Genomic DNA, 23706 nt, shown 5'->3' on the forward strand with positions numbered 1-23706 from the left:
ACAAAAAAGCCGCTGGCTCACACCAGCGGCTGGGTCCGGTTTCGCCAGCCAGGGCTTGCCCGGCCGGGGCGCGGCGATCAGGCCGCCTTCTTCTCGTCGCGCAGTTCGCGACGCAGGATCTTGCCCACGTTGGTCTTGGGCAGGTCGGTGCGGAACTCGATGTGCTTGGGACACTTGTAGCCGGTCAGCTGCTCGTGGCAGTAAGCCTTGAGCTGCTCCTCCGTCAGCGTGGTGTCCTTGCGCACGACGAACAGCTTCACAGCCTCGCCCGACTTGCTGTCCGGCACACCCACGGCCGCACACTCCAGCACCCCGGGATGCATGTTCACCACCTGCTCCACCTCGTTCGGGTACACGTTGAAGCCCGACACCAGGATCATGTCCTTCTTGCGGTCCACGATCTTCACCAGGCCGGTCTCGTCCATCACACCGATGTCACCGGTGCGGAAGAAACCATCGGGCGTCATGACCTTGGCGGTCTCGTCCGGGCGGTTCCAGTAGCCGGCCATCACCTGCGGGCCGCGGATCGAGATCTCGCCCACGCCGCCGATCGGCAGATGGTTCCCATCGTCGTCCAGGATGGCCACGTCGGTCGAGGGCAGCGGCAGGCCGATGGCGCCGTTGAAGCCCTTGTTGTCCAGGCGGTTCACGGTGGCCACCGGCGAGGTCTCCGACAGGCCATAGCCTTCCACGATAGGGCAACCCGTCAGCTTCTGCCACTTCTCGGCGGTGGCCTGCTGCACGGCCATGCCGCCGCCGTTGGACACCTTCAGACCCGAGAAGTCGAGCTTGGCAAACTCGGGGTCGTTGGCGAGCGCGTTGTACAGCGTGTTGACGGCGGGGAACTGGTTGACCTTGTAGTTCTTCAGCGTCTTCACGAAGCCCGGGATGTCGCGCGGATTGGCGATCAGGATGTTCATGCTGCCCATGCGCGCGCCGACCATGTAGCAGGCCGTCAGCGCAAAGATGTGGTACAGCGGCAGCGCGCACACCACGGTCAGCGGCTGGTTGCCCAGCTTGCCCAGCTCGGGCTTGAACCAGGCCTCGCACTGCAGTATGTTGGCCACGATGTTGCTGTGCAGCAGCGTCGCACCCTTCGACACGCCGGTCGTCCCGCCCGTGTACTGCAGGAAGGCAACGTCATCGGGCCTGAGCGACGGACGCGCGTACTTCGCCGAGCTGCCCTGCGACAGCACCTGCTTGAACGGCGTGACCTTGATGCCACTCCCGTTGGGCAGGCTGTAGGCCGGCACCATCTTCTTGACGTGGCGCACCACGAAGTTCACCAGCGGCCCCTTCAGGCCGGGCAGCATGTCGCCCATGGTGGCCACGACGATGTGCTTGACCGCCGTGCGCTTGACCACTTCCTGCAGCGTGGTCGCAAAGTTCTCGAGGATGACGATGGCTTCAGCGCCCGAGTCCTTGAGCTGATGCTCCAGCTCACGCGGGGTGTACAGCGGGTTCACGTTGACCACCACATAGCCGGCGCGCAGCACGGCGGCAATCGCCACCACATACTGCGGCACGTTGGGCATCATCAGCGCCACGCGGGCGCCCTTGGCCAGCCCCAGCGACTGCAGCCAGGCAGCCATGGCACGCGACTGTTCGTCGACCTGCTCGTACGTGAAGTGGGCGCCCATGAACGCCGCCATGTCGCGCTTCGCGTACTGCTTGAACGACTGGTCCAGAAGATCGACCAGCGAGGCGTATTCGGCGGTGTTGATCTCGGCAGGCACGCCGGCTTCGTAGTGGGCCAGCCAGGGTTTGGAGCTCGTCATGGGGTCATCCTCGTCTCTTGGTCAGGTCAATCACGCACGGCACCCTGACGGGGGTCACCGCACGACAGCGCTGCACGCATTCTGCAACATCTGTAGCTAGGGGTAATCCCGAGTACCAGTTGCGCCCAGCGGCCGATTGCAACAGGTTATTTCACCCTGATTGCGGGGCCACCCGTGTTAACCGGGACAGACAGTCCGGGCACACGGAGGCACAATACCCTCGAATGTGACTCCACATGTTTCCTCTTCACCACTCATTTGCAGGCCCCGCTGTCCATCATGGCTGACCGTGCGATAGACCATCCCCTCACCCCTCGACGCCGCTGGTTCCTTAAGACCGCCCTGGCGATTGGCGCGCTGGGTGCCTCCCTCGGCGGCCTGGTGTACTGGCACCGAGGCATGCGCGAAGGGCACCTCACGCCAGAAGGCCGTTCGGTGTTTCGTGCCCTTGCCATCGGCTTTGTCGGTCCGATGCTGCCGCAGGATCCCGCCAAGCGCGAAGCCCTGTTGAGCGCGCACCTCGAGCACCTGGAGCCCTTTCTGAACAACCTGCCTCAGGTGCTGCAGGTGCAAGTCAATGCCATCGTCGGGCTGCTCGCCAACGGCGTCACGCGCCGCATGCTGACGGGTCTGCCCACCGATTGGGACAGCGCCACACCAGCCCAACTCGAGGCCGCATTTGACAACATGCGGCGCCATCCGCTGCCCAGCAACCGGCTGACCTACCAGGTGGTGCGCTCCATCACCTGCATGACGTTCTTCGCAAACAGCGACCACTGGTCCCTCACTGGCTACCCTGGCCCCGTCGACCTATGAGCAAACTCCCTGATCCGTTCCGCGAAGGCCTGGCCCGCGGCTGGAAAGCCGTCAACGGCGAAACCGGTCTGCCCAGTCGGGTCGAATGCGATGTCGTCATCGTGGGCAGCGGCGCCGGCGCCGGCATCACTGCCGAACTGCTCGTTAAGGCCGGCCTCGATGTCGTGCTGGTCGAAGAAGGTCCACTGCGTACCAGCAGCGACTTCCACCAGAAAGAGTCCGAGGCCTACGCCACCCTCTACCAGGACAGCGCCGGCCGCCGTACCGCCGACGGTGCGATCACCATCCTGCAGGGGCGCTGCGTGGGTGGCACGACCGTCATCAACTGGACGAGCTCGTTTCGCACGCCAGCGCAGACGCTGTCGTACTGGCAGAGCGAATTCGGCCTGCAGGACTTCACCGAAGCCGCCCTGGCGCCCTGGTTCAAGCAGGCTGAGACGCGCCTCAACATGACCCCGTGGGAGGTGCCCGCCAACCCCAACAACGAGTTGCTGCGCACCGGGGCACGCAAGCTGGGCATCCAGGCCGATGTGATCCCCCGCAACGTCAAGGGCTGCTGGAACCTCGGCTCGTGCGGCATGGGCTGCCCCACCAACGCGAAGCAGTCGATGCTGGTCACCACGCTGCCGACGGCCCTGGAGCGCGGTGCCCGTCTGTTCCATCAGACTCGCGCCGAGGCATTCGAGCTTGACGGCGACAAGGTGAAGGCGCTGCTGTGTGCGCCCATCCGCATCAACGGCCAGAAGGTGTCCGACCAGCTGATGCGGGTCACCGCGCGCCACTATGTGGTGTCGGGCGGCGCGATCAACTCGCCCGCCCTGCTGAAACGCTCCAAGGTGCCGGACCCCCACGGCCTGCTCGGCACGCGCACCTTCCTCCACCCGGTGGCCTTCTCATCGGCGGTGTTCGACCAGCGCATCGAAGGCTGGGCTGGCGCGCCGCAGTCGATCTACTCCGATCACTTCGTGCACAACGCGCCGCTCGACGGCCCGATGGGCTACAAGCTTGAAGCCACCCCGATGCAGCCGGGCCTGACCTCCGTGCTGCTGGGCGGGCACGGCCATCTGCTCGCCGAGCGCTTTGCGCAGTATCCGAACACGCAGATGATGCTTGCGCTGCTGCGCGACGGCTTCCATCCAGAGTCCGGCGGGGGCACGGTGTACCTCAACGTGGACGGCTCGCCCTTGCTGCACTACCCGCTGACCGACTATGTCCTGGAAGGCTTCCGCAGCGCGCTGGCCAGCATGGCCGAAGTGCAGTTTGCCGCTGGCGCCCGCAAGGTGTTGCCGCTGCACGAACAGGGTCAGCATTACACAAGCTGGGCCGAGGCCAAGGCAGCCATTGCCGCCTTCGACATGAAGCCCTACCTCGTTGGCGCGGGCAGCGCACACGTCATGGGCGGATGCCGGATGGGGGGCACCGAGAAGCAGGGCGTGGTGCGCCCGGACGGCGTGCACTGGCAGCTGGCCAACCTCTCGGTGCACGACGGCTCGCTGTTTCCCACCAGCATCGGCGCCAATCCACAGCTGTCGATCTACGGAACGGTCAATCGCATGGCCACCCAGCTCGCGCGCCGTCTCAGCGGCCAGATGGTGTCGCTGGTCTGATGAGAGCGGGGCAAACCAGCCCCTCGGAAAACACAAAACCCCGCCAAGGCGGGGTTTTGTTGTTGGAGCCGGCCCTTCGGGGAGCCGGCGCACCAGACAAGTTTACTTGTTGCGGGTGCCCACCACTTCGATTTCCACGCGGCGGTTCTTGGCGCGGCCTTCGGCCGACTTGTTGTCAGCCACGGGCTGCTTCTCGCCCTTGCCTTCGGTGTACACGCGGGCAGCGTCGATGCCCTTGCCGGTCAGGTAGCTCTTGACGGCTTCCGAACGACGGATCGACAGCTTCTGGTTGTAGGCATCAGAGCCGACCGAGTCGGTGTGGCCGACGGCGATGATGACTTCCAGATTCAGGCCCTTGACCTTGTCGGCCAGGTCGTCCAGCTTGGCCTTGCCTTCGGGCTTCAGCACAGCCTTGTCGAAGTCGAAGAAGGCGTCGGCAGCGAAGCTGACCTTCTCGGTGGCCGGGGCGACCACGGCAGGGGCGGGTGCGGGGGCTGGAGCCGGAGCCGGGGCTGCGGACGGAGCCGGAGCCGGAGCAGCGGGAGCGGCCGGGGCGGGCACGCCGTCGCAACCCTGAACGCCGGTCTGCGGGGTCCAGAAATTGTCGCGCCAGCAGTATTCGTTGGTGCCGTTCTTCCACACGGTACCGTCGGTACCACGCCAGTTGTCGGTGGTCGACTGGGCTTGGGCGAAAGCACCACCCGTCAGGGCAACAGTAGCAAACAGCGCGGCAACTTTATTGAGTTTGTTCATGCGAATCCTCACGTGTAAGACGCAGCATTGGACTGCGAAGCGCCCTGCCTGGGCAATTAGCCGAAAAGCTAACGGTGAAAGGGGGTAACCCTTTGGGGGCTGACACGAACCATTGTGCCATAGCGGAAATGACACTCAATGAGGCGTCCGTACTGCACGAACACGGCCGCCGACTTGTTGCGCGAGGGAGACAATCCAGGCCAATTACAATGGCTTGTTCAGCCCTGCTCCCCTCTGACACAGGGGGCGGCGGGGTCCATGGAAGCCCGTCGCGGTGCCCTGCCTCCCGGCTGCACCGCTCCTTCTCGCCGACCGAGTCCGCATGACGTCATTCGCCAAGGAAACCCTGCCCATCAGCCTCGAAGAGGAGATGCGGCGCTCGTACCTCGATTACGCGATGAGCGTGATCGTCGGCCGCGCCCTGCCCGATGCCCGTGATGGCCTCAAGCCCGTGCACCGCCGCGTCCTGTTCGCGATGCACGAATTGAACAACGACTGGAACCGGCCATACAAGAAATCGGCGCGCATCGTTGGCGACGTCATCGGTAAATACCACCCCCACGGTGATTCGGCCGTCTACGACACCATCGTCCGGATGGCGCAGGATTTCTCGCTGCGTCACATGCTGGTCGATGGCCAGGGCAACTTCGGCTCGGTTGACGGCGACAGCGCCGCGGCCATGCGATACACCGAAATCCGCCTGTCGAAGATCGCGCACGAAATGCTGGCCGACATCGACAAGGAAACTGTCGATTTCGGCCCGAACTACGACGGCTCGGAAAAAGAGCCGCTGGTGCTGCCCACCCGGCTGCCCAACCTGCTGGTCAACGGCTCGGCGGGCATTGCCGTGGGCATGGCGACCAACATCCCGCCGCACAACCTCAACGAGGTCGTCGACGCCTGCCTGCACTCACTGAAGAACCCGGACTGCTCGATCGACGAGCTGATGGAGATCATCCCCGCGCCCGACTTCCCCACCGCCGGCATCATCTATGGCATGAGCGGCGTGCGCGAGGGCTACCGCACCGGCCGCGGCCGTGTGGTCATGCGCGCCCGCGTGCACTTCGAGGACATCGGCAAGGGGGACCGCCAGGCGATCATCGTTGACGAGATCCCCTACCAGGTCAACAAGAAGACGCTGCTGGAGCGCATCGCCGAGCTGGTCCACGAGAAGAAGATCGAAGGCATCAGCCACATCCAGGACGAGTCGGACAAGTCCGGCATGCGCGTGGTGATCGAGCTCAAGCGCGGTGAAGTGCCCGAGGTCGTGCTGAACAACCTGTACAAGCAGACGCAGCTGCAGGACACCTTCGGCATCAACATGGTGGCGCTGATCGACGGTCAGCCCAAGCTGTGCAACCTGAAGGACCTGATCACGGTCTTCCTGGAGCACCGCCGCGAAGTGGTCACCCGCCGCACGGTGTTCGAGCTGCGCAAGGCGCGCGAGCGCGGCCACGTGCTCGAAGGCCTGGCCGTGGCGCTGGCCAACATCGACGAGTTCATCGAAACCATCAAGACCTCGCCCACGCCGCCGGTCGCCAAGACGGCGCTGATGAGCAAGAGCTGGGACTCGTCGCTGGTGCGTGAGATGCTGTCTCGCGTCGAAGGCGACGCCAAGCAGTACCGCCCCGAGAGCCTGTCGCCGAACTACGGCATGCAGGCCGATGGCCTGTACCGCCTGTCCGACGAGCAGGCTGGCGAAATCCTGCAGATGCGCCTGCAGCGCCTGACCGGCCTGGAGCAGGACAAGATCATCGGCGAGTACAAGGACGTCATGGCCCAGATCGCCGATCTGCTGGACATCCTCGCCAAGCCGGAACGTGTCTCGGCCATCATCGGTGACGAGCTGATGGCCATCCGCACCGAGTTCGGTCAGACCAAGGTCGGCGCCCGCCGCTCGACGATCGAGCACAACGCGCAGGAGCTGGGCACCGAAGACCTGATCACGCCGACCGACATGGTCGTGACGCTCTCGCACACCGGCTACATCAAGAGCCAGCCGCTGAGCGAATACCGAGCACAGAAGCGCGGCGGCCGCGGCAAGCAGGCCACCGCCACGAAGGAAGACGACTGGATCGACCAGCTCTTCATCGCCAACACGCACGATTACATCCTGTGCTTCAGCAACCGCGGCCGCGTGTACTGGCTGAAGATCTGGGAAGTGCCGCAGGGCTCGCGCAACTCGCGCGGCAAGCCCATCGTGAACATGTTCCCGCTGGAGAAGGACGAGAAGATCAACGTCGTCCTGCCGCTGACCGGCGAGTTCCGCAGCTTCCCTGAAGACCACTATGTGTTCATGGCCACGCGCCTGGGTACGGTCAAGAAGACCCCGCTGACCGACTTCAGCAACCCACGCAAGGCCGGCATCATCGCCGTGGGCCTCGATGACGGCGACTACCTGGTCGGCGCCGCCCTCACGGACGGCAAGCACGACGTGATGCTGTTCTCCGATGGCGGCAAGGCCGTGCGCTTCGACGAAGAAGACGTGCGCCCCATGGGCCGCAGCGCCCGCGGCGTGCGCGGCATGATGCTGGAAGAAGGCCAGTCGGTCATCGCCATGCTGGTGGCCGAAGACGAGACGCAGAGCGTGCTGACCGCCACCGAAAACGGCTACGGCAAGCGCACCAGCATCGTCGAGTACACCCGCCATGGCCGCGGCACGAAGGGCATGATCGCCATCCAGCAGTCCGAGCGCAACGGCAAGGTCGTGGCCGCCACGCTGGTGCGTGCCGAAGACGAGATCATGCTGATCACCGACAAGGGCGTGCTGGTGCGCACCCGCGTCAGTGAAATCCGCGAGCTGGGCCGCGCCACCCAGGGCGTGACGTTGATCGCGCTCGATGAAGGCGCCAAGCTGATCGGCCTGCAGCGCATCGTCGAGAACGACGCCAACGCCGATGCCGCCGCGACAGAGAACGACCCGGAAGACGGCGAGGCCGGAACCGATCTGTGATGATCTGACACCAAGCGAGTTGCGCCCCGTCACACTGGCGGGGTTTTCCTTCTCTCACGGACACCAAGGACCGAACATGAAGCTGACGAAAACGGTGTGGGCTGCGGCCATCGCCTCGACCCTGATGGCGACCAGCCTGGGTGCGCATGCCGAAAGCAAGAAGGAGCTGGTTCAGAAGCTGCTGACCCTCCAGCAACCCGCACTCGAAGGCACCGCCCGCGGCCTGGCCGAAAACCCGGCCCGCCAACTCGCCGGCGCGGCGCAGCCGGTCCTGGCCCAGGCTGTCCCGGAAGACAAGCGCGAAGCCACCGCCAAGCAGATCGACGCCGAGATCCGCAAGTATCTGGACGTGGCCATCCCGGTGCTGCGCAGCACCACGGTCAAGCTCAGCCAGAGCGTGATCGGCCCGATGTTCGAAGAGCGCTTCACCGAAGATGAACTGCGCCAGCTGGTCACCATGCTCGAGTCGCCCGTGCTCAAGAAGTACCAGGGGCTGCTGCCCGAGATGAGCAACGCTTTGGTCGAGAAGGTGGTGCAGGAAGCCCGCCCGCAGGTTGACCCCAAGCTGCAGGCCGCCCAGCAGAACATCCGCAAGATTCTGGACACCGCGACCGGCGGCAAGCTGAGTGGCGGCCAATCCAGTCAGCCTGCTCCGGCCACCAAGCCCGTCCCCGCCAAGAAGTGACCCTCCCCGACCCGGCCGCGCGCCGGGTTCGTTCCCATCGGATTGCCCCATGACGCGTCCTTTCAATTTCTCGGCTGGCCCGGCCACGCTGCCCGAAGACGTTCTGAAACAGGCCGCCGCCGAGATGCTGGACTGGCGCGGCAGCGGCATGGGCGTCATGGAGATGAGCCACCGCGGCAAGGAGTTCATCTCGATCGCACAGCAGGCCGAAGCCGACCTGCGCGAGATCCTCTCGATCCCGGCGAACTACAAGGTCCTGTTCATGCAGGGCGGCGCCATCGCCGAGAACGCCATCCTGCCAATGAACCTGTCGCGGGGCGCGCGCACCGATTACGTGATCACCGGTTCGTGGTCGCAGAAATCGGCCAAGGAAGCGCGCACCTACTGCGATGTGCACGTGGCGGCCACCAACGAGGCCGACCTGCACACGCGCATGCCCGCCTATGGCAGCTGGCAGCTGTCGAAGGACGCGGCCTATGTGCACGTCTGCAGCAATGAAACCATCCACGGCGTGGAGATGCACGAGCTGCCCGACCTGAAGGCCCTCGGCTCGAACGCCCCGCTGGTGATCGACTGCTCGTCGCACCTCGCTTCCCGCCCGCTCGACTGGTCCCGCGTGGCCGTCGCCTACGGGGGCGCACAGAAGAACATCGGCCCCTCGGGCCTGACGCTGGTGATCGTCCGGGAAGACCTGCTGGGCCGCGCCCTGCCCATCACCCCGTCTGCCTTCGACTACCAGACGGTGGCCAAGAACGATTCGATGTACAACACGCCGCCCACCTATGCGTGGTACATCGCAGGCCTCGTGTTCCAGTGGGTCAAGCGCCAGACCGAGGGCCATCTCACCGGGCTGGCCGCGGTCGAGGCCCGCAACATCGCCAAGGCGGCGCTGCTGTATGACTACATCGATGGCTCCGGCTTCTACGAGAACCGCGTGGCGGTCGACTGTCGTTCGCGCATGAACGTGCCGTTCTTCCTGAAGAACGAGGCGCTCAACGACGCCTTCCTGGCTGGCGCCAAGGAAGCGGGCCTGCTTCAGCTCAAGGGTCACAAGAGCGTGGGCGGCATGCGGGCCTCGGTCTACAACGCGATGCCGCTGGCGGGCGTGCAGGCGCTGGTCGACTTCATGAAGCACTTCGCACGCACCCATGGCTGAGCCCCTCGACGCCCACTATGAACCCGATGGCCGGCCGGTCGACGAGCAGCTGGCCGACCTTCGCGTGCGCATCGACGCGCTCGATGTCGAGCTGCTGAGTCTGCTCAATGCGCGCGCGCGGCTTGCTCAGGCGGTGGGCGAGGTCAAGAAGATCGACGGCTCGCCGGTGTTCCGGCCCGATCGTGAACTGCAGGTGATCGAAGGCCTGAAGCAGCGCAATCCGGGCCCGATCCTGCCCGAGAGCATTGGCCCGATCTGGCGCGAAGTGATGTCGGCCTGTCGCGCGCTGGAAGCCAAGCAGCGCGTGGCCTTCCTCGGGCCGGCAGGCACGTTCACCGAGCAGGCGATGTACAACTACTTCGGCTCGTCCATCGAACCGATTGCCTGCTCGAGCTTCGACGAGATCTTCCGGGCGGCCGCCTCGGGCTCGGCGGACTACGGTGTCGTGCCGATCGAGAATTCCACTGAAGGCGTGGTCGCCCGCACGCTCGATCTGCTGCTGCAGTCGTCACTGACCATCATGGGTGAGACCAGCCTGGCCGTGCAGCACAACCTGCTGCGCAAGGACCCCGGCCGCGACGGCATCCAGGTGGTCACGGCGCACCCGCAGGCGCTGGCGCAATGCCAGGGCTGGCTCAGCCAGAATCTGCCGCACGCCGAGCGCCGCGCGGTGGCCAGCAATGCCGAAGGCGCCCGCCTGGCCGCCGCCGACCCGAGCTTTGCCGCCCTGGCCAGCGAGCGCGCCGCCTCGATGTTCGGCCTGCACGTCGTGCAGCGCGCCGTGCAGGACGAGGCCAACAACCGCACCCGCTTCTTCATCCTCACGCCGGCCGAGAAGCACAAGCCGGCGGGGCCCACAGGTCGCGACTGCATCAGCCTCGCGGTGTCGGTGCCCAACAAACCCGGTGCGGTGCACGACATGCTGGTGCCGCTCAAGCAGCACGGCGTGTCGATGAACCGCATCGAATCCCGCCCGGCCCGCTCCGGCCAGTGGGAGTACGTCTTCTTCGTCGACATCGTGGGTCACCCGGACACCCCCAACGTCGCTGCGGCGCTCGAAGCGCTGCGCGCGCAAGTCTCGTTCATCAAGGTGCTTGGCAGCTACCCGCTGGATGCACACGGATCTCACTGAAAGCGCTGTCCCATGTTCAACCAACTCGGTCTGATCGGGTGCGGCCTGATGGGCGGCTCCTTCGCCCTCGCCCTCAAGAAAGCCGGCCTGGTCAAGCGGGTCATCGGTTACAGCAAGTCGCCCTCCACCGTCGAGAAGGCCCGTCGACTCGGCGTGATCGACATTGCCGCCGAATCCGCCCTGCTGGCCGTGTCCGGCTCCGACATCGTGCTGATTGCCGTGCCGGTGGCCGCCACCGAAGCCACCTTCAAGGCCATCCGCCACTTGGTGGACCCCACCGTGCTGATGATGGATGTGGGCTCGACCAAGCGGGACGTGGTCGACGCCGCACGCCGCGTGCTGAAGGAGCGCCTGCCGGGCTTCGTGCCCGCACACCCGATTGCCGGCCGTGAGGTGGCGGGCATCGAGCACGCCGATGCCGCGCTCTATCAGGGCCGCAAGACCATTCTGACGCCCCTGCCGCAGACCAATCCCCTGCTGGTGCAGCGCGCCACCGACGCGTGGTCGGCCGTGGGCTGCCAGGTGTTGAAGATGACGCCCGAGCACCACGACGCCGCCTTCGCGGCCGTGAGCCACCTGCCTCACCTGCTGGCCTTCGCCTACATGAACGCGATGGCCGAGCAGCCTGCCGGGCAGGAGTACCTCTCGCTGGCCGGTCCCGGTTTCCGGGACTTCAGCCGCATCGCAGCGAGCGACCCCACTGTCTGGCGGGACATCCTGCTGTCCAACCGGGAAGAAATCCTGAAACAATCCGAGGCTTTCCGCCACGCGCTCGAATTGATGGAACGCCAGATGCGCGACTGGAACGGCCCCGCGCTGCAGGAACTGATCCAGTCGGCTTCCGACGCCCGCAGCCAGTGGCACCTGGGCCCCAAGCCCGCCGCTTCCCGCTGAGCGCCGTGTGCGCTCACCCGCTTGCCTCGCATGTACACCACCGCTTTCCTTGATCTGCCGCCCCTGCTGTCTGCCGGCGGCACCATCCGGCTGCCAGGCTCCAAGAGCATCTCCAACCGCGTGCTGCTGCTGGCCGGCCTGAGCGCCGGCACCACCGTCGTGCACGACCTCCTCGCGTCCGACGACACCCGCGTGATGCTGGAAGCCTTGCGCACGCTGGGCTGCGCCGTCGAACAGGACGGCGACACCGTGTCGATCACCGGCCTGGCCGGGCAGTTGTCGGTGCAGAACGCGCAGCTGTTCCTGGGCAACGCCGGTACGGCCATGCGCCCCCTGACCGCCGCGCTCGCGCTGCTGTCGGCCACGCAGGGCGGCGTCTTCGAACTCAGCGGCATTCCGCGCATGCACGAGCGCCCCATCGGCGACCTGATCGATGCCCTTCGGCCGCTCGGCTGCCACATCGAGTGCCTGGGCAATGAGGGCTATCCGCCGCTGCGCCTGGCCGGCGGCAAGCTCCATCTGGCCGATCCGATCAAGGTGCGGGGCGACGTCTCCAGCCAGTTCCTCACGGCGTTGCTGCTGGCGCTGCCACTGGTCTCGCAGCAACAGGATCTGGTCATCGAGGTGGTCGGCGAGCTGATCTCCAAACCCTACATCGAGATCACGCTCAACCTGCTGGAACGCTTTGGCATCACCGTGCGCCGCGAGGGCTGGTCGCGCTTCACCATTCCGCAGGGCAGCCACTACCAGTCCCCCGGCGAAATCCACGTCGAGGCAGACGCGTCCTCCGCCTCCTATTTCATTGCGCTCGGCGCGCTGGCCGCCACCGAGCAGCCGGTCCGCATCGAAGGCGTGGGCGCTGCCTCCATTCAGGGCGACATCCGTTTCATCGAGGCAGCCGAGGCCATGGGCGCGCAGGTCACTTCCGGCCCAAACTGGCTGGAAGTGCGCCGCGGCGCCTGGCCGCTCAAGGCCATCACGCTCGACTGCAACCACATCCCCGATGCGGCCATGACGCTGGCCGTGATGGCGCTGTACGCCCGGGGCACCACCCGCCTGACCAACATCGCCAGCTGGCGCGTGAAGGAAACCGACCGCATCGCGGCCATGGCGACCGAGCTGCGCAAGCTGGGCGCCACCGTGGTGGAGGGAGAGGACTTCATCGAGGTCACGCCCCCGGCCAAGGCCTGCTGGGAACACGCGAGCATCCACACCTACGACGACCACCGCATGGCGATGTGCTTCTCGCTGGCGGCGTTCAACCCGCTGGCGCCCACCGCCACGCCGAACGCGCCGGTGTCCGTCCGCATCGAAGACCCACGCTGCGTCGCCAAGACCTTCCCGGACTACTTCGAAGCCCTGTTCCAGGTGGCCCGCACGCGGCCCGACCTGATCCCCGTGATCACGATCGACGGCCCCACGGCTTCTGGCAAGGGCACGTTGGCCAGCAGCCTGGCCACCCGTCTGGGCTACCGCTTCCTCGATTCCGGCTCGCTCTACCGCATCGCCGCACTGCTGGCGATGGAAGCCGGCGTCGACCTGGACGATGGCCGCCAGGTCGAGATGCTGGCGCGCCGCGTCGGCCACAGCATTCCGCTGCACTTCGACGGCGAACACGTCTGGCTGGACGGCCGCGATGTGGGTGCCGACCTGCGCCGCGAGGAAGTCGGCCAGGCCGCGTCGCGCATTTCGGCCAACCCCGGCGTGCGCCAGGCGCTGCTGGACCTGCAGAAGGCCTTCCGCACCCTGCCGGGCCTGGTCGCCGATGGGCGGGACATGGGCACGGTGGTGTTCCCCGACGCCTCGCTGAAGGTGTTTCTCACGGCCTCGGTGGCCCAGCGCGCCGAGCGCCGGTATAAGCAATTGATTTCCAAAGGCTTTTCTGCTAACCTGAAAGAGATTTGCGCTGATTTGGAAGCGCGCGACCTGCGGGATCGAACCCGCGCGGTGGCGCCGCTCAAGCCGGCTGCAGATGCCCGAAGCCTCGACAATTCGGCGCTGTCCATCGACGAATCGGTGGACACCGTGCTGAACTCGTGGGTCGAGGGCTGGCCTCACGTGATCGTGAAGTCCTGACAAGGCTGTGACATCCGGCGTCTGCTGCCAGGCAGACGCTACGCGCAAGCAGGGGTCGGCGCCAAGCCGGCCTGGGTGTCATGTTCTTCAACCCAACCCGTTCCGTCGTTCCTGTCGGCGTGAACGTTTCCGCTGGTTTGCGCCAGCACAGGAAATTCCATGTCTGAATCTTTTGCCGCCCTTTTTGAAGAGTCGCTGCAGCGCGCCAACATGCGCACGGGCGAAGTCATCACCGCCGAGGTGGTGGCCGTCGAACACAACTTCGTGGTCGTCAACGCCGGCCTGAAGTCCGAGGCCTATGTGCCCCTCGACGAGTTCAAGAACGACCAGGGCGAGATCGAAGTCCAGGTTGGCGACTTCGTGTCGGTGGCCGTGGACGCCATCGAAAACGGCTACGGCGACACCATCCTGTCGCGCGACAAGGCCAAGCGTCTGGCCTCGTGGCTGTCGCTGGAGAACGCCCTCGAGTCGGGCGACTTCGTGACCGGCACCGTCAACGGCAAGGTCAAGGGTGGCCTCACCGTTCTGGTCAACGGCATCCGCGCCTTCCTGCCCGGCTCGCTGCTCGACACGCGTCCTGTCAAGGACATGTCGCCGTTCGAGGGCAAGACCATGGAATTCAAGGTCATCAAGCTCGATCGCAAGCGCAACAACGTCGTGCTGTCGCGCCGTGCCGTGGTCGAAGCCTCGATGGGCGAAGAACGTGCCAAGCTGATGGAAACGCTGCGCGAAGGCGCCATCGTCAACGGCGTGGTCAAGAACATCACCGAATACGGTGCGTTCGTGGACCTCGGCGGCATCGACGGCCTGCTGCACATCACCGACATGGCATGGCGCCGTGTCCGTCACCCGTCCGAAGTCGTGACGGTTGGCCAGGAACTGACCGCCAAGGTCCTGAAGTTCGACGCCGAGAAGAACCGCGTTTCGCTGGGTCTGAAGCAGATGGGCGACGATCCGTGGGTTGGCGTGTCGCGCCGTTACCCCGCCGGCACCCGCCTGTTCGGCAAGGTCACCAACATCGCTGACTACGGTGCGTTCGTCGAGATCGAACCGGGCATCGAAGGCCTGGTGCACGTCTCCGAAATGGACTGGACCAACAAGAACGTGGCTCCCAACAAGATCGTCAACCTGGGCGACGAAGTGGAAGTCATGGTCCTGGAGATCGACGAAGACAAGCGTCGCATCTCGCTGGGCATGAAGCAGTGCAAGCCGAACCCCTGGGACGACTTCGCTCAGAACTTCAACCGTGGCGACAAGGTCAAGGGCCCCGTCAAGTCGATCACCGACTTCGGCGTGTTCGTCGGCCTGGCCGCTGGCATCGATGGTCTGGTGCACCTGTCCGACCTGTCGTGGAACGAGCCGGGCGAATCGGCTGTCCGCAACTACAAGAAGGGCCAGGAAGTCGAAGCCATCGTGCTGGCCATCGACGTCGAGCGCGAGCGCATCTCGCTGGGCATCAAGCAGCTGGATTCGGATCCCTTCACCAACTTCACGACCCTGAACGACCGTGGCGCCAGCGTCACCGGCACCGTCAAGACCGTGGATGCCAAGGGCGCCGAGATCACGCTGGCTGACGACATCGTCGGCTACCTGCGTGCTTCGGAAATCAGCCGCGACCGCGTCGAAGACGCCCGCAACGTGCTGAAGGAAGGCGACGAAGTCACCGCGATCATCATCAACATCGATCGCAAGACCCGCAACATCCAGCTGTCCGTGAAGGCGAAGGACAACGCAGAACAGCAGGAAGCCCTGCAGTCGCTGCGCGCCGACACCAGCAAGGAAGGCTCCGGCACCACCAGCCTGGGCGCCCTGCTGAAGGCCAAGCTCGACCAGAACAACGGCTGATCCCGGCTGACGTTCCGAGCACGACACCCGTTGTGCCTGGCCCTTCGGGGCCATTGCACGCGGGGGTTGTGATGAGCGCGGCGCCTGTCTTCCTGACGGTGCCGGTGCTCATCACAGCCTCCACAAGAGGCAATTAGCCGATTGCCGACGTCCCGACATGACCCGATCCGACCTCGTGGCCCGACTGGCCGAGCGCTTTGGCCAGCTCACGCAGCGTGACGCCGAATTCGCCGTCAAGACCATCCTGGACGCCATGTCCGACGCGCTGGCGCGAGGCCACCGCATCGAGATTCGCGGCTTTGGCAGCTTTTCGATCAACCGCCGCCCGCCCCGCATGGGCCGCAACCCGCGCTCCGGCGAGCAGGTGCTGATCCCGGAAAAGCTCGTTCCGCACTTCAAACCCGGCAAGGCCCTGCGCGAAGGGGTGGATACTCGCGGTGAGGCCACTGAGGCCGACACCCCGTCCACCGACCCTTCACGGAGCTGACCTGCCCATGCTGCGCACCCTGAACTGGCTGTTTCGCGCCCTGCTGTTCTTCATCCTGTTCGCGTTCGCGTTGAACAACCAGCACGTCGTGCAACTCAAGTGGTTCATGGGCTACCAGTGGGAGGCCCCCATGGTGTTCATCGTGCTCGGCATGTTCGCCCTCGGCTGTGTGGCTGGCGTGCTCGCCATGGTGCCCAGCTGGTGGCGCCACCGCCGGGACGCCCGCCACCGCGCCCACCTGCAGCCCGAACCGCAGGCCCCTGTGCAGAGCGGCAAGGGCACGCCTACCGCAGCCGGCACCGACGCCGCGACCTTGCCTGTCGAGCTGCCTTTCCCCCCGGACATGCCTGCCCCGCGCAAGCCGGCACGCTGACCTTCGGCCACCCCGGGCCGTTCACCGCTTCCACCTGCCCGCCTGGCGGGCCCGTGACCCATGGACTTCGATTTCTACTGGCTGTTGCTCGCCTTGCCGGGCGCCTTTCTGGCCGGCTGGCTGGCATCGCGTGTCGATCTGCGGCAGCTCAAGCGGGAAGACCGCGCCTCACCGCAGGCCTACTTCAAGGGCCTGAACCTGCTGCTGAACGAGCAACAGGACAAGGCCATCGACGCCTTCATCGAGGCCGTGCAGCACGACCCCGACACCTCGGACCTGCACTTCGCACTCGGCAACCTGTTCCGTCGGCGTGGCGAATATGAGCGCGCGATCCGCGTGCACCAGCACCTGCTGGCCCGTGCGGACATCACCCGGGACGAACGCGAGCGTGCCCAGCACGCGCTGGCTCAGGACTTCATGAAGGCGGGGCTGTTCGACCGTGCCGAGGACGCGTTCAAGGCACTGGAAGGCACGGCCTTCACCACGGACGCCCGCCTGGCGCTGCTGTCATTGCATGAGCGCTCGCGGAACTGGCATCCGGCCATCGACGTCGCGCGACAACTGGAAGCGGCCGGCACGGGCTCGTTCTCGCAACGCATGGCCCACCATTGGTGTGAGGTCGCCCAGGAGGCCGACGCTCGCGGCCGGGCCGACGAGGCCGAGCAGGCACTTGCCCGCGCGCGCGAGGCCGCGCCCCAGGCGGCCCGGCCTCTGGTGATCCAGGGCCAGCGCCTGCTGCGCCAGGGTGACCACGCCGGCGCGCTGAGGGCGTGGGACGAGCTGATGGCACTGCAACCTCAGGCCTTTGCGCTGATTGCCATGGACTACGCGCAGGCTGCCCAGGCCAGCGGCGAAGGACCGACGGCGTTGCGCAAGCTGGAAGGGCTGTACGCCCAGGCACCGTCTGTCGAGGTGCTCAACGCCGTGAACCTGCTGCAACCCGACGAGCGACTGCGCAGGCAGCGCCTGATCGAGCACCTGCGCCACCAGCCGTCCTTGTCTGCGGCGCAGGGCCTGATCCGGGAGCGGTTGAGCAGCGAGGTTGCCCTCGATCAGAGCGAGATCGAAGGCCTGCAGAAGGCCTTGAACACCGCCGCCAAGCCGCTACAGCGCTATCGCTGCGCCGCCTGCGGCTTCGAGAGCCAGCATTACTTCTGGCAATGTCCCGGCTGCCAGGGGTGGGACACCTACCCGCCCCGGCGTCTGGAAGATCAGTGATGCATGTGGCCATGGCCCTGGCCATGGTGCGGCATGCCCGCCCCCTGGCCTGACCCGGCGGGCGCCATCGCCTTGACCGGCACATCGACCGTCTGACTCAAGACACGACCGTCTTCCGCGCGCAATTGCAGGGTCAGCCTGACCGTGGTGCCAGCAGCGAGCGGCGCCTTCAGTCCCATCAGCATGAGGTGATGCCCTCCGGGCTTGAGGCTCACGGTCTGGCCGGCAGGCAGTGGCAGGGCCTTGAGGGCCCGCATGCGCATCACGTCGCCTTCCATCTTCATCTCGTGCAGCTCGGCCACGGGCGCCTCGGTGGCGCTGAAGCCAACCAGCGTCAGGGCCTGGCTGCTTTGCAGGTTCATGAATCCGCCGGTGGCCGTCTGGCCTTTGACGGTGGCCCGGATCCATGCCCCCTCCACGGAGACGGGCGCCTCGGCGGCCTGTGTCGCGCCCGGTGCGACCTTGTCGGACGCCTGCACGGCGGGCACGCTGACAAGCGCCATGCTCAGCGCCAGCGCGCAGGCAGAAGAGAGGGCAGCAGGGACGATGCGCATGAGCAAGCTCCGACAGGGGAATGGAACAAGGCGCCAGTCTAGCCTCGCACCACCGCTGCCGTCTGACGCGGATCAGGAAGCGACCTGCAGCACGCGACGGTACTGAATCGCCTCGGCCACATGGGCGGTGAGCACGTCGGCCGCGCCACCAAGGTCGGCGATCGTGCGCGCCAGCCTCAGCACACGGTGGAAAGACCGGCCGGACCAGCCCAGGCGCCCGCAAGCCGCCTGCAGAAAGGCCATGGCATCGGCATGCACCCGGGCGTGCTCGGTCAGGGCGGCCCCTTCCAGGCTGGCATTGAGCACCCCCTGCCGGCCGAGCTGGCGCGCCCGGGCAGCGGCCACCCGCTCGGCCACTTCGGCCGTGCTTTCGCCGTCCGGACTGCGGGCCAGCACCTCCGGCGCCACCATGGGCACGTCCACCTGCACGTCGATGCGGTCGAGCAGCGGCCCGCTCAGCCGGGACTGGTATCGTGTGACCTGCTCGGGCGTGCACCGACAGCTCTTCAGCGGGTTGCCGAAGTGCCCGCAAGGACATGGGTTCATGGCGGCCAGCAGCTGAAAGCGCGCCGGGAAGTCGTGCCGCCGCACGGCGCGCGAGATCGTGATGTGCCCGGTCTCCAGAGGCTCGCGCAGCGCCTCGAGCGCCGCCCGCGGGAACTCGGGCAGTTCATCGAGAAACAGCAGCCCGTGGTGGGCCAGCGAGATCTCCCCCGGCCGCGGCGGGGATCCGCCTCCGACCATGGCGACTGCCGACGCGCTGTGGTGCGGGCTGCGCATCACCCGCTGCATCCAGCGCGATGGATCGAAATGGCCCGCCAGGCTCAGCACTGCGGCGGACTCCAGCGCCTCTTCCTGATCCAGCGGCGGCAGCAAGCCAGGAAAACGCTGCACCAGCATGGACTTGCCTGTGCCGGGTGGGCCAACCATCAAGAGCGAATGGCGCCCCGCCGCCGCCACCTCCAGCGCGCGCTTGGCGGCGCTCTGGCCCTTGACGTCGCGCAGATCGGGCTGCCCGATGGCGGAAGGGGCCAGGCCGCCCTCGGCCACCATGCGAACCAGGCCGCCCGGCTCGGCGCCCTCCACGCGCAAGGCGTTGACGACATCCATCAGATGGGCCGCCCCGTACAGCGGGGCACCGTTCACCAGCGCCGCCTCGCGGGCACTGGAGGCGGGCAGGACCAGCGCGCGTGGCGGCCCCTCACCGGCCTGCACGGCCGTGCGGTGCAGGGCCAGCGCCATGGGCAGCGCGCCGCGCACGGGCCGCAGTTCGCCGCCCAGCGACAATTCGCCGGCGAACTCGAACGCGGCCACGCGCTCGGCATCCAGCTGCCCCATGGCGGTCAGGATGCCGATGGCGATGGGCAGGTCGAAACGCCCTGACTCCTTGGGCAGGTCGGCCGGCGCAAGGTTGACCGTGATGCGTTTGTTGAAGGGGAAATCCAGCCCGCAGTTCGCCAGCGCCGCACGCACCCGCTCTCGGGCCTCCTTGACCTCCGTGTCTGCCAGGCCGACCAGCGTGAAAGCGGGCAGCCCGTTGGCCAGATGCACCTCGACGGTGATTTCGGGTGCGCGCAACCCATCCAGGGCGCGGCTGCGGACCAAGGCAAGCGACATCGGGATCAGGGGAAGAAAGACGATGGAGCGAGATTGTCGTCATCGACCCGGTGTCTGGCTGTCCCCCGGGAGAGCGAGGCGACACTTGGCGCACCAAGGTTGTGCAGCACACCTTCCATGACGGCCACGAACGTCCCGCTCGCCTTGTTATGGTGCGCGAGGTCTCTGTACCCGCCATCGCGGTGCGACCGCGCCCCGGGGGCCCGCGGCCGTTCCCCGTTTTGGAGCACTGGCACAGATCGTGCAGTTATGCACCCGTCCAATTCAGCCAACCACCGGAGAACCAACCATGAAAATGGTGACCGCCATCGTCAAGCCCTTCAAGCTTGATGAAGTGCGTGAGGCCCTGTCAGCCATCGGCGTGCAGGGCATCACCGTGACCGAAGTCAAGGGCTTCGGCCGCCAGAAGGGCCACACCGAGCTGTACCGCGGTGCAGAGTACGTGGTCGACTTCCTGCCCAAGGTCAAGATCGAGGCCGCCGTCGACGAAGCCATCCTCGACCGCGTGATCGAAGCGATCGAATCGTCCGCCCGCACCGGCAAGATCGGTGACGGCAAGATCTTCGTGACCGATCTCGAACAGGTCATCCGCATCCGAACCGGCGAAACCGGCAAGGACGCGCTCTGATTCAGCGTTGGCCGCACCACCCGGTGTGTGTCCTCCCCCTCCTCCTTTGAGTATCTGAGAGGCATTTCATGAGAAAGCTCATTGCGTCCATCGCACTGGGGCTCGCCGCCTTCGGCCTGCTGGGCGTGTCGCACGCCCAGGATGCTGCCGCGTCGGCCCCTGTCGCCGCCACCGCCACCGAGGCGGCTGCCGCCCCGGCTTCTGCACCCGAGGCCGCCCCTCTGGCCGCTGAAGCTGCCTCCGCGCCCGCCGAAGCCGCGGCCGCTGCGCCCGTGCCCAACAAGGGCGACGTGACCTGGATGATGGTCTCCACGCTGCTGGTGATCCTGATGACCGTGCCCGGTCTGGCCCTGTTCTACGGCGGCCTGGTGCGCAGCAAGAACATGCTGTCCGTGCTCATGCAGGTGATGGTCACGTTCTCGATGATCGTCGTGCTGTGGTTCATCTATGGCTACAGCCTCGCCTTCACCGAGGGCAACGCCTTCATCGGCGGCCTCGATCGCCTGATGATGAAGGGCGTGTGGGACAACGCCGCGGGCACCTTCGCCAACGCCGCCACCTTCAGCAAGGGCGTGGTGATCCCCGAGATCGTGTTCGCCGCCTTCCAGGCTACGTTCGCCGGCATCACCTGCTGCCTGATCGTCGGCGCCTTTGCCGAGCGCATCAAGTTCTCGGCTGTGCTGCTCTTCATGGTGCTGTGGTTCACCTTCAGCTACGCCCCGATCGCGCACATGGTCTGGTTCTGGATGGGCCCGGACGCCTACACCTCGGCTGACGTGGTCGAAGCCATGAACGGCAAGGCCGGTCTGATCTGGCAGCACGGCGCGCTGGACTTCGCCGGCGGCACCGTGGTGCACATCAACGCTGCCGTGGCAGGCCTGGTCGGTTCCTACATGGTCGGCAAGCGCATCGGCTACGGCAAGGAAGCCTTCACCCCGCACTCGCTGACGCTGACCATGGTCGGTGCCTCGCTGCTGTGGGTGGGCTGGTTCGGCTTCAACGCCGGCTCGGCTCTGGAAGCCAACGGCTTCGCCGCCCTGGCCTTCATCAACACCTTTGCCGCCACCGCCGCCGCCGTGCTGGCCTGGTGTCTGGGCGAAGGCCTGCTCAAGGGCAAGGCTTCGATGCTGGGTGCCGCTTCGGGCGCCGTCGCGGGTCTGGTCGCGATCACCCCGGCTGCCGGCAACGTCGGCATCGGCGGTGCGCTGATCATCGGTCTGCTGGCGGGCTTCATCTGCCTGTGGGGCGTGTCGGGTCTGAAGAAGATCCTGGGCGCCGACGACTCGCTGGACGTGTTCGGCGTGCACGGTGTGGGCGGCATCCTGGGTGCCCTGCTGACCGGCGTGTTCAACTCGCCTAACCTGGGCGGCCCCTCGGTCGTGTCGGACTGGGTCACGGTCTCGATGGTCACCGGCGACGCCTACTCGATCGCCAGCCAGGTCTGGATCCAGCTCAAGGGCGTGCTGATCACCATCGTGTGGTCGGGTGTGGTCTCGCTGATCGCCTACAAGATCGTCGACGTGGTGATCGGTCTGCGCGTGCCGGAAGAGGAAGAGCGCGAAGGCCTGGACATCACCTCGCACGGCGAGACGGCCTATCACAAGTGATCGACGCGGAATCCGGACGGGGCCCTGCCCCGCCGCCGGATCCGCTGTCAACGGGGCTGCCTTCGGGCGGCCCCTTTTTTTTGGCCGATGCGCCCCCACATCCGGATGTTCCTAGAATGATCCGGTGTCCACAGACTCCCGCCTGCCTCCGCCATGGTTCCTCACCTCATCACCGCACTGACCGGCCCGATCAACGAACTGGAGCAGCGCATGCTCGAGTCCATGCCGGCCATCGAGCGCTGGTTCCGGCTGGAGTGGATGGAGCACACGCCGCCGTTCTACACCTCGGTGGACCTGCGCAATGCAGGGTTCAAGCTGGCGCCGGTGGACACCAACCTGTATCCGGGCGGCTTCAACAACCTGACGGCGGAGATGATCCCGCTGGCCGTGCAGGCCGCCATGGCCGCGATCGAGAAGATCTGCCCCGAAGCCAAGAACCTGCTGCTGATTCCTGAGAAGCACACGCGCAACACCTTCTACCTGGCGAACGTGGCCCGCTTGATGCAGATCTTCGGCTCGGCCGGCCTGAATGTGCGTCTCGGCACGCTGGACGAAACGATCACCGAACCGACCGAGCTGCCCCTGCCGGATGGCTCGACGCTGACGCTGGAGCCGCTGGTGCGCACCAAGCGCCGCCTGGGCCTCAAGCACTTCGACCCCTGCACCATCCTGGTCAACAACGACCTGTCGGCCGGCATCCCGCCGGTGCTGGAGAACCTGCACGAGCAGTACTTGCTGCCGCCGCTGCATGCCGGCTGGGCGGTGCGCCGCAAGAGCCAGCACTTCAGTGCGTACGAGGAAGTGGCCAAGAAGTTCGCCAAGCTGCTGGGCATGGACCCGTGGCTGATCAACCCGATGTATGCGGTGTGCGAGGGCGTGAACTTCCAGGAAGGCGCCGGGCTGGACGCCCTGCAGGCCCAGGTTGACGCCATGCTCAACAAGGTGCGCCGCAAGTACAAGGAATACGGCATCAACGAGAAGCCCTTCGTCATCGTCAAGGCCGATAACGGCACCTACGGCATGGGCATCATGACCGTGCGGGACGCCAAGGAGCTGGTCGACCTCAACCGCCGCACGCGCAACAAGATGTCGGTGGTGAAGGATGGGCAGGAGGTGACGCGCGTCATCATCCAGGAAGGCGTGCCCACGTACGAGCGCCTGAATGACGCCGTGGCCGAGCCGGTGGTCTACATGATCGACCGCTACGTGGTGGGCGGCTTTTACCGCGTGCACGCCGAACGGGGCATTGACGAAAACCTGAACGCGCCGGGCTCGAGCTTCGTGCCACTGGCCTTTGCCGAGCCGGCCCACCTGCCCCGCCCGGGCGTGAAGCCGGGCGTGAGTGCCCCGAACCGCTTCTACATGTATGGCGTGATCGCGCGCCTGGCGATGCTGGCCGCCGCCTACGAGCTCGAGGCCACGGACCCGAACCCCGAGGTCTACGCCTGACCCGCCTGCACCATTTCGGAGCGCGCGCGCAGAGGCGGAACACGGGCAAAATGCCCATCTGTCGCAACGCGTTCGTCT

The 23706-nt window shown here is 66.2% G+C and carries 19 protein-coding genes; 15 read left to right on the forward strand and 4 right to left on the reverse strand.

Translation table 11 applies throughout. The annotated features are described in order from the left end of the window. Positions 1-77: 77 nt before the first annotated feature. Positions 78-1778 (reverse strand): long-chain-fatty-acid--CoA ligase, encoded by a 1701-nt coding sequence (locus tag Q0Z44_RS02555; RefSeq protein ID WP_298009769.1) that lies wholly within the window; start codon positions 1776-1778, stop codon positions 78-80. A gap of 279 nt (positions 1779-2057) precedes the next feature. On the opposite strand from Q0Z44_RS02555, the gene Q0Z44_RS02560 reads away from it, so the two are divergent. Beyond that, a complete protein-coding gene (locus Q0Z44_RS02560; RefSeq protein ID WP_298009771.1) occupies positions 2058-2594 on the forward strand; it encodes a hypothetical protein in 537 nt (178 codons plus the stop codon). Further along, positions 2591-4201, forward strand: coding sequence for a GMC family oxidoreductase (locus Q0Z44_RS02565; RefSeq protein ID WP_298009774.1), 1611 nt, complete (start codon positions 2591-2593; stop codon positions 4199-4201). Before Q0Z44_RS02560 ends, Q0Z44_RS02565 begins: the two co-directional genes overlap by 4 nt. A gap of 102 nt (positions 4202-4303) precedes the next feature. Here Q0Z44_RS02565 and ompA read toward each other — a convergent pair whose 3' ends face one another. Then, a complete protein-coding gene (ompA, locus tag Q0Z44_RS02570; protein ID WP_298009778.1) occupies positions 4304-4954 on the reverse strand; it encodes an outer membrane protein OmpA in 651 nt (216 codons plus the stop codon). Between the two features lie 322 nt (positions 4955-5276). Between ompA and gyrA the strand changes: the two genes are divergently transcribed. The 10 genes from gyrA (at position 5277) to lapB (ending at position 17773) form a co-directional block, all read left to right on the forward strand. Beyond that, positions 5277-7907: a DNA gyrase subunit A gene (gyrA, locus tag Q0Z44_RS02575; RefSeq protein WP_298009783.1), complete on the forward strand. Its 2631-nt coding sequence runs from the start codon at positions 5277-5279 to the stop codon at positions 7905-7907. A gap of 76 nt (positions 7908-7983) precedes the next feature. Further along, the gene (locus Q0Z44_RS02580; protein WP_298009788.1) at positions 7984-8592 is read left to right on the forward strand and encodes a hypothetical protein; all 609 of its coding nucleotides are present in this window, start codon (positions 7984-7986) and stop codon (positions 8590-8592) included. Positions 8593-8641: 49 nt separating this feature from the next. After that, positions 8642-9748 carry a 3-phosphoserine/phosphohydroxythreonine transaminase gene (serC, locus tag Q0Z44_RS02585; RefSeq protein WP_298009791.1) on the forward strand — a complete coding sequence of 369 codons (1107 nt, stop codon included), beginning with the start codon at positions 8642-8644 and terminating at the stop codon, positions 9746-9748. After that, complete coding sequence (gene pheA / locus Q0Z44_RS02590; protein ID WP_298009795.1) at positions 9741-10880, forward strand: prephenate dehydratase; 1140 nt, start codon at positions 9741-9743, stop codon at positions 10878-10880. Before serC ends, pheA begins: the two co-directional genes overlap by 8 nt. A gap of 12 nt (positions 10881-10892) precedes the next feature. Beyond that, entirely contained in the window at positions 10893-11774 is an 882-nt protein-coding gene (locus Q0Z44_RS02595; RefSeq protein ID WP_109037340.1) for a prephenate dehydrogenase/arogenate dehydrogenase family protein, read from the forward strand. 30 nt (positions 11775-11804) lie between these two features. Beyond that, complete coding sequence (locus Q0Z44_RS02600) at positions 11805-13850, forward strand: bifunctional 3-phosphoshikimate 1-carboxyvinyltransferase/cytidylate kinase (RefSeq protein WP_298009802.1); 2046 nt, start codon at positions 11805-11807, stop codon at positions 13848-13850. 159 nt (positions 13851-14009) lie between these two features. Continuing rightward, on the forward strand, positions 14010-15695 hold the full coding sequence (gene rpsA, locus Q0Z44_RS02605; protein WP_109037342.1) for a 30S ribosomal protein S1: 1686 nt from the start codon (positions 14010-14012) through the stop codon (positions 15693-15695). Positions 15696-15852: 157 nt separating this feature from the next. After that, positions 15853-16182, forward strand: a complete 330-nt coding sequence (locus tag Q0Z44_RS02610) for an integration host factor subunit beta (RefSeq protein WP_109037343.1) — start codon at positions 15853-15855, stop codon at positions 16180-16182. Between the two features lie 7 nt (positions 16183-16189). Further along, positions 16190-16555 (forward strand): LapA family protein, encoded by a 366-nt coding sequence (locus Q0Z44_RS02615; RefSeq protein ID WP_342755622.1) that lies wholly within the window; start codon positions 16190-16192, stop codon positions 16553-16555. A gap of 60 nt (positions 16556-16615) precedes the next feature. Then, positions 16616-17773: a lipopolysaccharide assembly protein LapB gene (gene lapB / locus Q0Z44_RS02620; RefSeq protein WP_298009812.1), complete on the forward strand. Its 1158-nt coding sequence runs from the start codon at positions 16616-16618 to the stop codon at positions 17771-17773. Here the strand turns inward: lapB and Q0Z44_RS02625 are convergent. Both Q0Z44_RS02625 and Q0Z44_RS02630 read right to left on the reverse strand, forming a co-directional pair. Continuing rightward, the gene (locus Q0Z44_RS02625; protein ID WP_298009815.1) at positions 17767-18327 is read right to left on the reverse strand and encodes a copper chaperone PCu(A)C; all 561 of its coding nucleotides are present in this window, start codon (positions 18325-18327) and stop codon (positions 17767-17769) included. The two genes, lapB and Q0Z44_RS02625, sit on opposite strands and share 7 nt — an antisense overlap. Positions 18328-18399: 72 nt before the next feature. Next, the gene (locus Q0Z44_RS02630) at positions 18400-19944 is read right to left on the reverse strand and encodes a YifB family Mg chelatase-like AAA ATPase (protein ID WP_298009819.1); all 1545 of its coding nucleotides are present in this window, start codon (positions 19942-19944) and stop codon (positions 18400-18402) included. A gap of 289 nt (positions 19945-20233) precedes the next feature. On the opposite strand from Q0Z44_RS02630, the gene Q0Z44_RS02635 reads away from it, so the two are divergent. The 3 genes from Q0Z44_RS02635 (at position 20234) to gshA (ending at position 23628) form a co-directional block, all read left to right on the forward strand. Then, positions 20234-20572, forward strand: coding sequence for a P-II family nitrogen regulator (locus tag Q0Z44_RS02635; protein ID WP_109037346.1), 339 nt, complete (start codon positions 20234-20236; stop codon positions 20570-20572). Positions 20573-20640: 68 nt separating this feature from the next. Then, positions 20641-22179, forward strand: coding sequence for an ammonium transporter (gene amt / locus Q0Z44_RS02640; RefSeq protein WP_298009825.1), 1539 nt, complete (start codon positions 20641-20643; stop codon positions 22177-22179). A gap of 153 nt (positions 22180-22332) precedes the next feature. Then, a complete protein-coding gene (gshA, locus tag Q0Z44_RS02645) occupies positions 22333-23628 on the forward strand; it encodes a glutamate--cysteine ligase (RefSeq protein ID WP_298009827.1) in 1296 nt (431 codons plus the stop codon). Positions 23629-23706: the final 78 nt, after the last annotated feature.

The sequence above is a fragment of the uncultured Aquabacterium sp. genome, assembly GCF_947366995.1.
Lineage (GTDB): Bacteria > Pseudomonadota > Gammaproteobacteria > Burkholderiales > Burkholderiaceae_C > Aquabacterium.

Coding starts and splice junctions, on each gene's coding strand:
- Q0Z44_RS02555 (WP_298009769.1), bottom strand. CDS start 1,778: ATGACGAGCTCCAAACCCTGGCTGGCCCACTACGAAGCCGGCGTGCCT.
- Q0Z44_RS02560 (WP_298009771.1), top strand. CDS start 2,058: ATGGCTGACCGTGCGATAGACCATCCCCTCACCCCTCGACGCCGCTGG.
- Q0Z44_RS02565 (WP_298009774.1), top strand. CDS start 2,591: ATGAGCAAACTCCCTGATCCGTTCCGCGAAGGCCTGGCCCGCGGCTGG.
- ompA (WP_298009778.1), bottom strand. CDS start 4,954: ATGAACAAACTCAATAAAGTTGCCGCGCTGTTTGCTACTGTTGCCCTG.
- gyrA (WP_298009783.1), top strand. CDS start 5,277: ATGACGTCATTCGCCAAGGAAACCCTGCCCATCAGCCTCGAAGAGGAG.
- Q0Z44_RS02580 (WP_298009788.1), top strand. CDS start 7,984: ATGAAGCTGACGAAAACGGTGTGGGCTGCGGCCATCGCCTCGACCCTG.
- serC (WP_298009791.1), top strand. CDS start 8,642: ATGACGCGTCCTTTCAATTTCTCGGCTGGCCCGGCCACGCTGCCCGAA.
- pheA (WP_298009795.1), top strand. CDS start 9,741: ATGGCTGAGCCCCTCGACGCCCACTATGAACCCGATGGCCGGCCGGTC.
- Q0Z44_RS02595 (WP_109037340.1), top strand. CDS start 10,893: ATGTTCAACCAACTCGGTCTGATCGGGTGCGGCCTGATGGGCGGCTCC.
- Q0Z44_RS02600 (WP_298009802.1), top strand. CDS start 11,805: ATGTACACCACCGCTTTCCTTGATCTGCCGCCCCTGCTGTCTGCCGGC.
- rpsA (WP_109037342.1), top strand. CDS start 14,010: ATGTCTGAATCTTTTGCCGCCCTTTTTGAAGAGTCGCTGCAGCGCGCC.
- Q0Z44_RS02610 (WP_109037343.1), top strand. CDS start 15,853: ATGACCCGATCCGACCTCGTGGCCCGACTGGCCGAGCGCTTTGGCCAG.
- Q0Z44_RS02615 (WP_342755622.1), top strand. CDS start 16,190: ATGCTGCGCACCCTGAACTGGCTGTTTCGCGCCCTGCTGTTCTTCATC.
- lapB (WP_298009812.1), top strand. CDS start 16,616: ATGGACTTCGATTTCTACTGGCTGTTGCTCGCCTTGCCGGGCGCCTTT.
- Q0Z44_RS02625 (WP_298009815.1), bottom strand. CDS start 18,327: ATGCGCATCGTCCCTGCTGCCCTCTCTTCTGCCTGCGCGCTGGCGCTG.
- Q0Z44_RS02630 (WP_298009819.1), bottom strand. CDS start 19,944: ATGTCGCTTGCCTTGGTCCGCAGCCGCGCCCTGGATGGGTTGCGCGCA.
- Q0Z44_RS02635 (WP_109037346.1), top strand. CDS start 20,234: ATGAAAATGGTGACCGCCATCGTCAAGCCCTTCAAGCTTGATGAAGTG.
- amt (WP_298009825.1), top strand. CDS start 20,641: ATGAGAAAGCTCATTGCGTCCATCGCACTGGGGCTCGCCGCCTTCGGC.
- gshA (WP_298009827.1), top strand. CDS start 22,333: ATGGTTCCTCACCTCATCACCGCACTGACCGGCCCGATCAACGAACTG.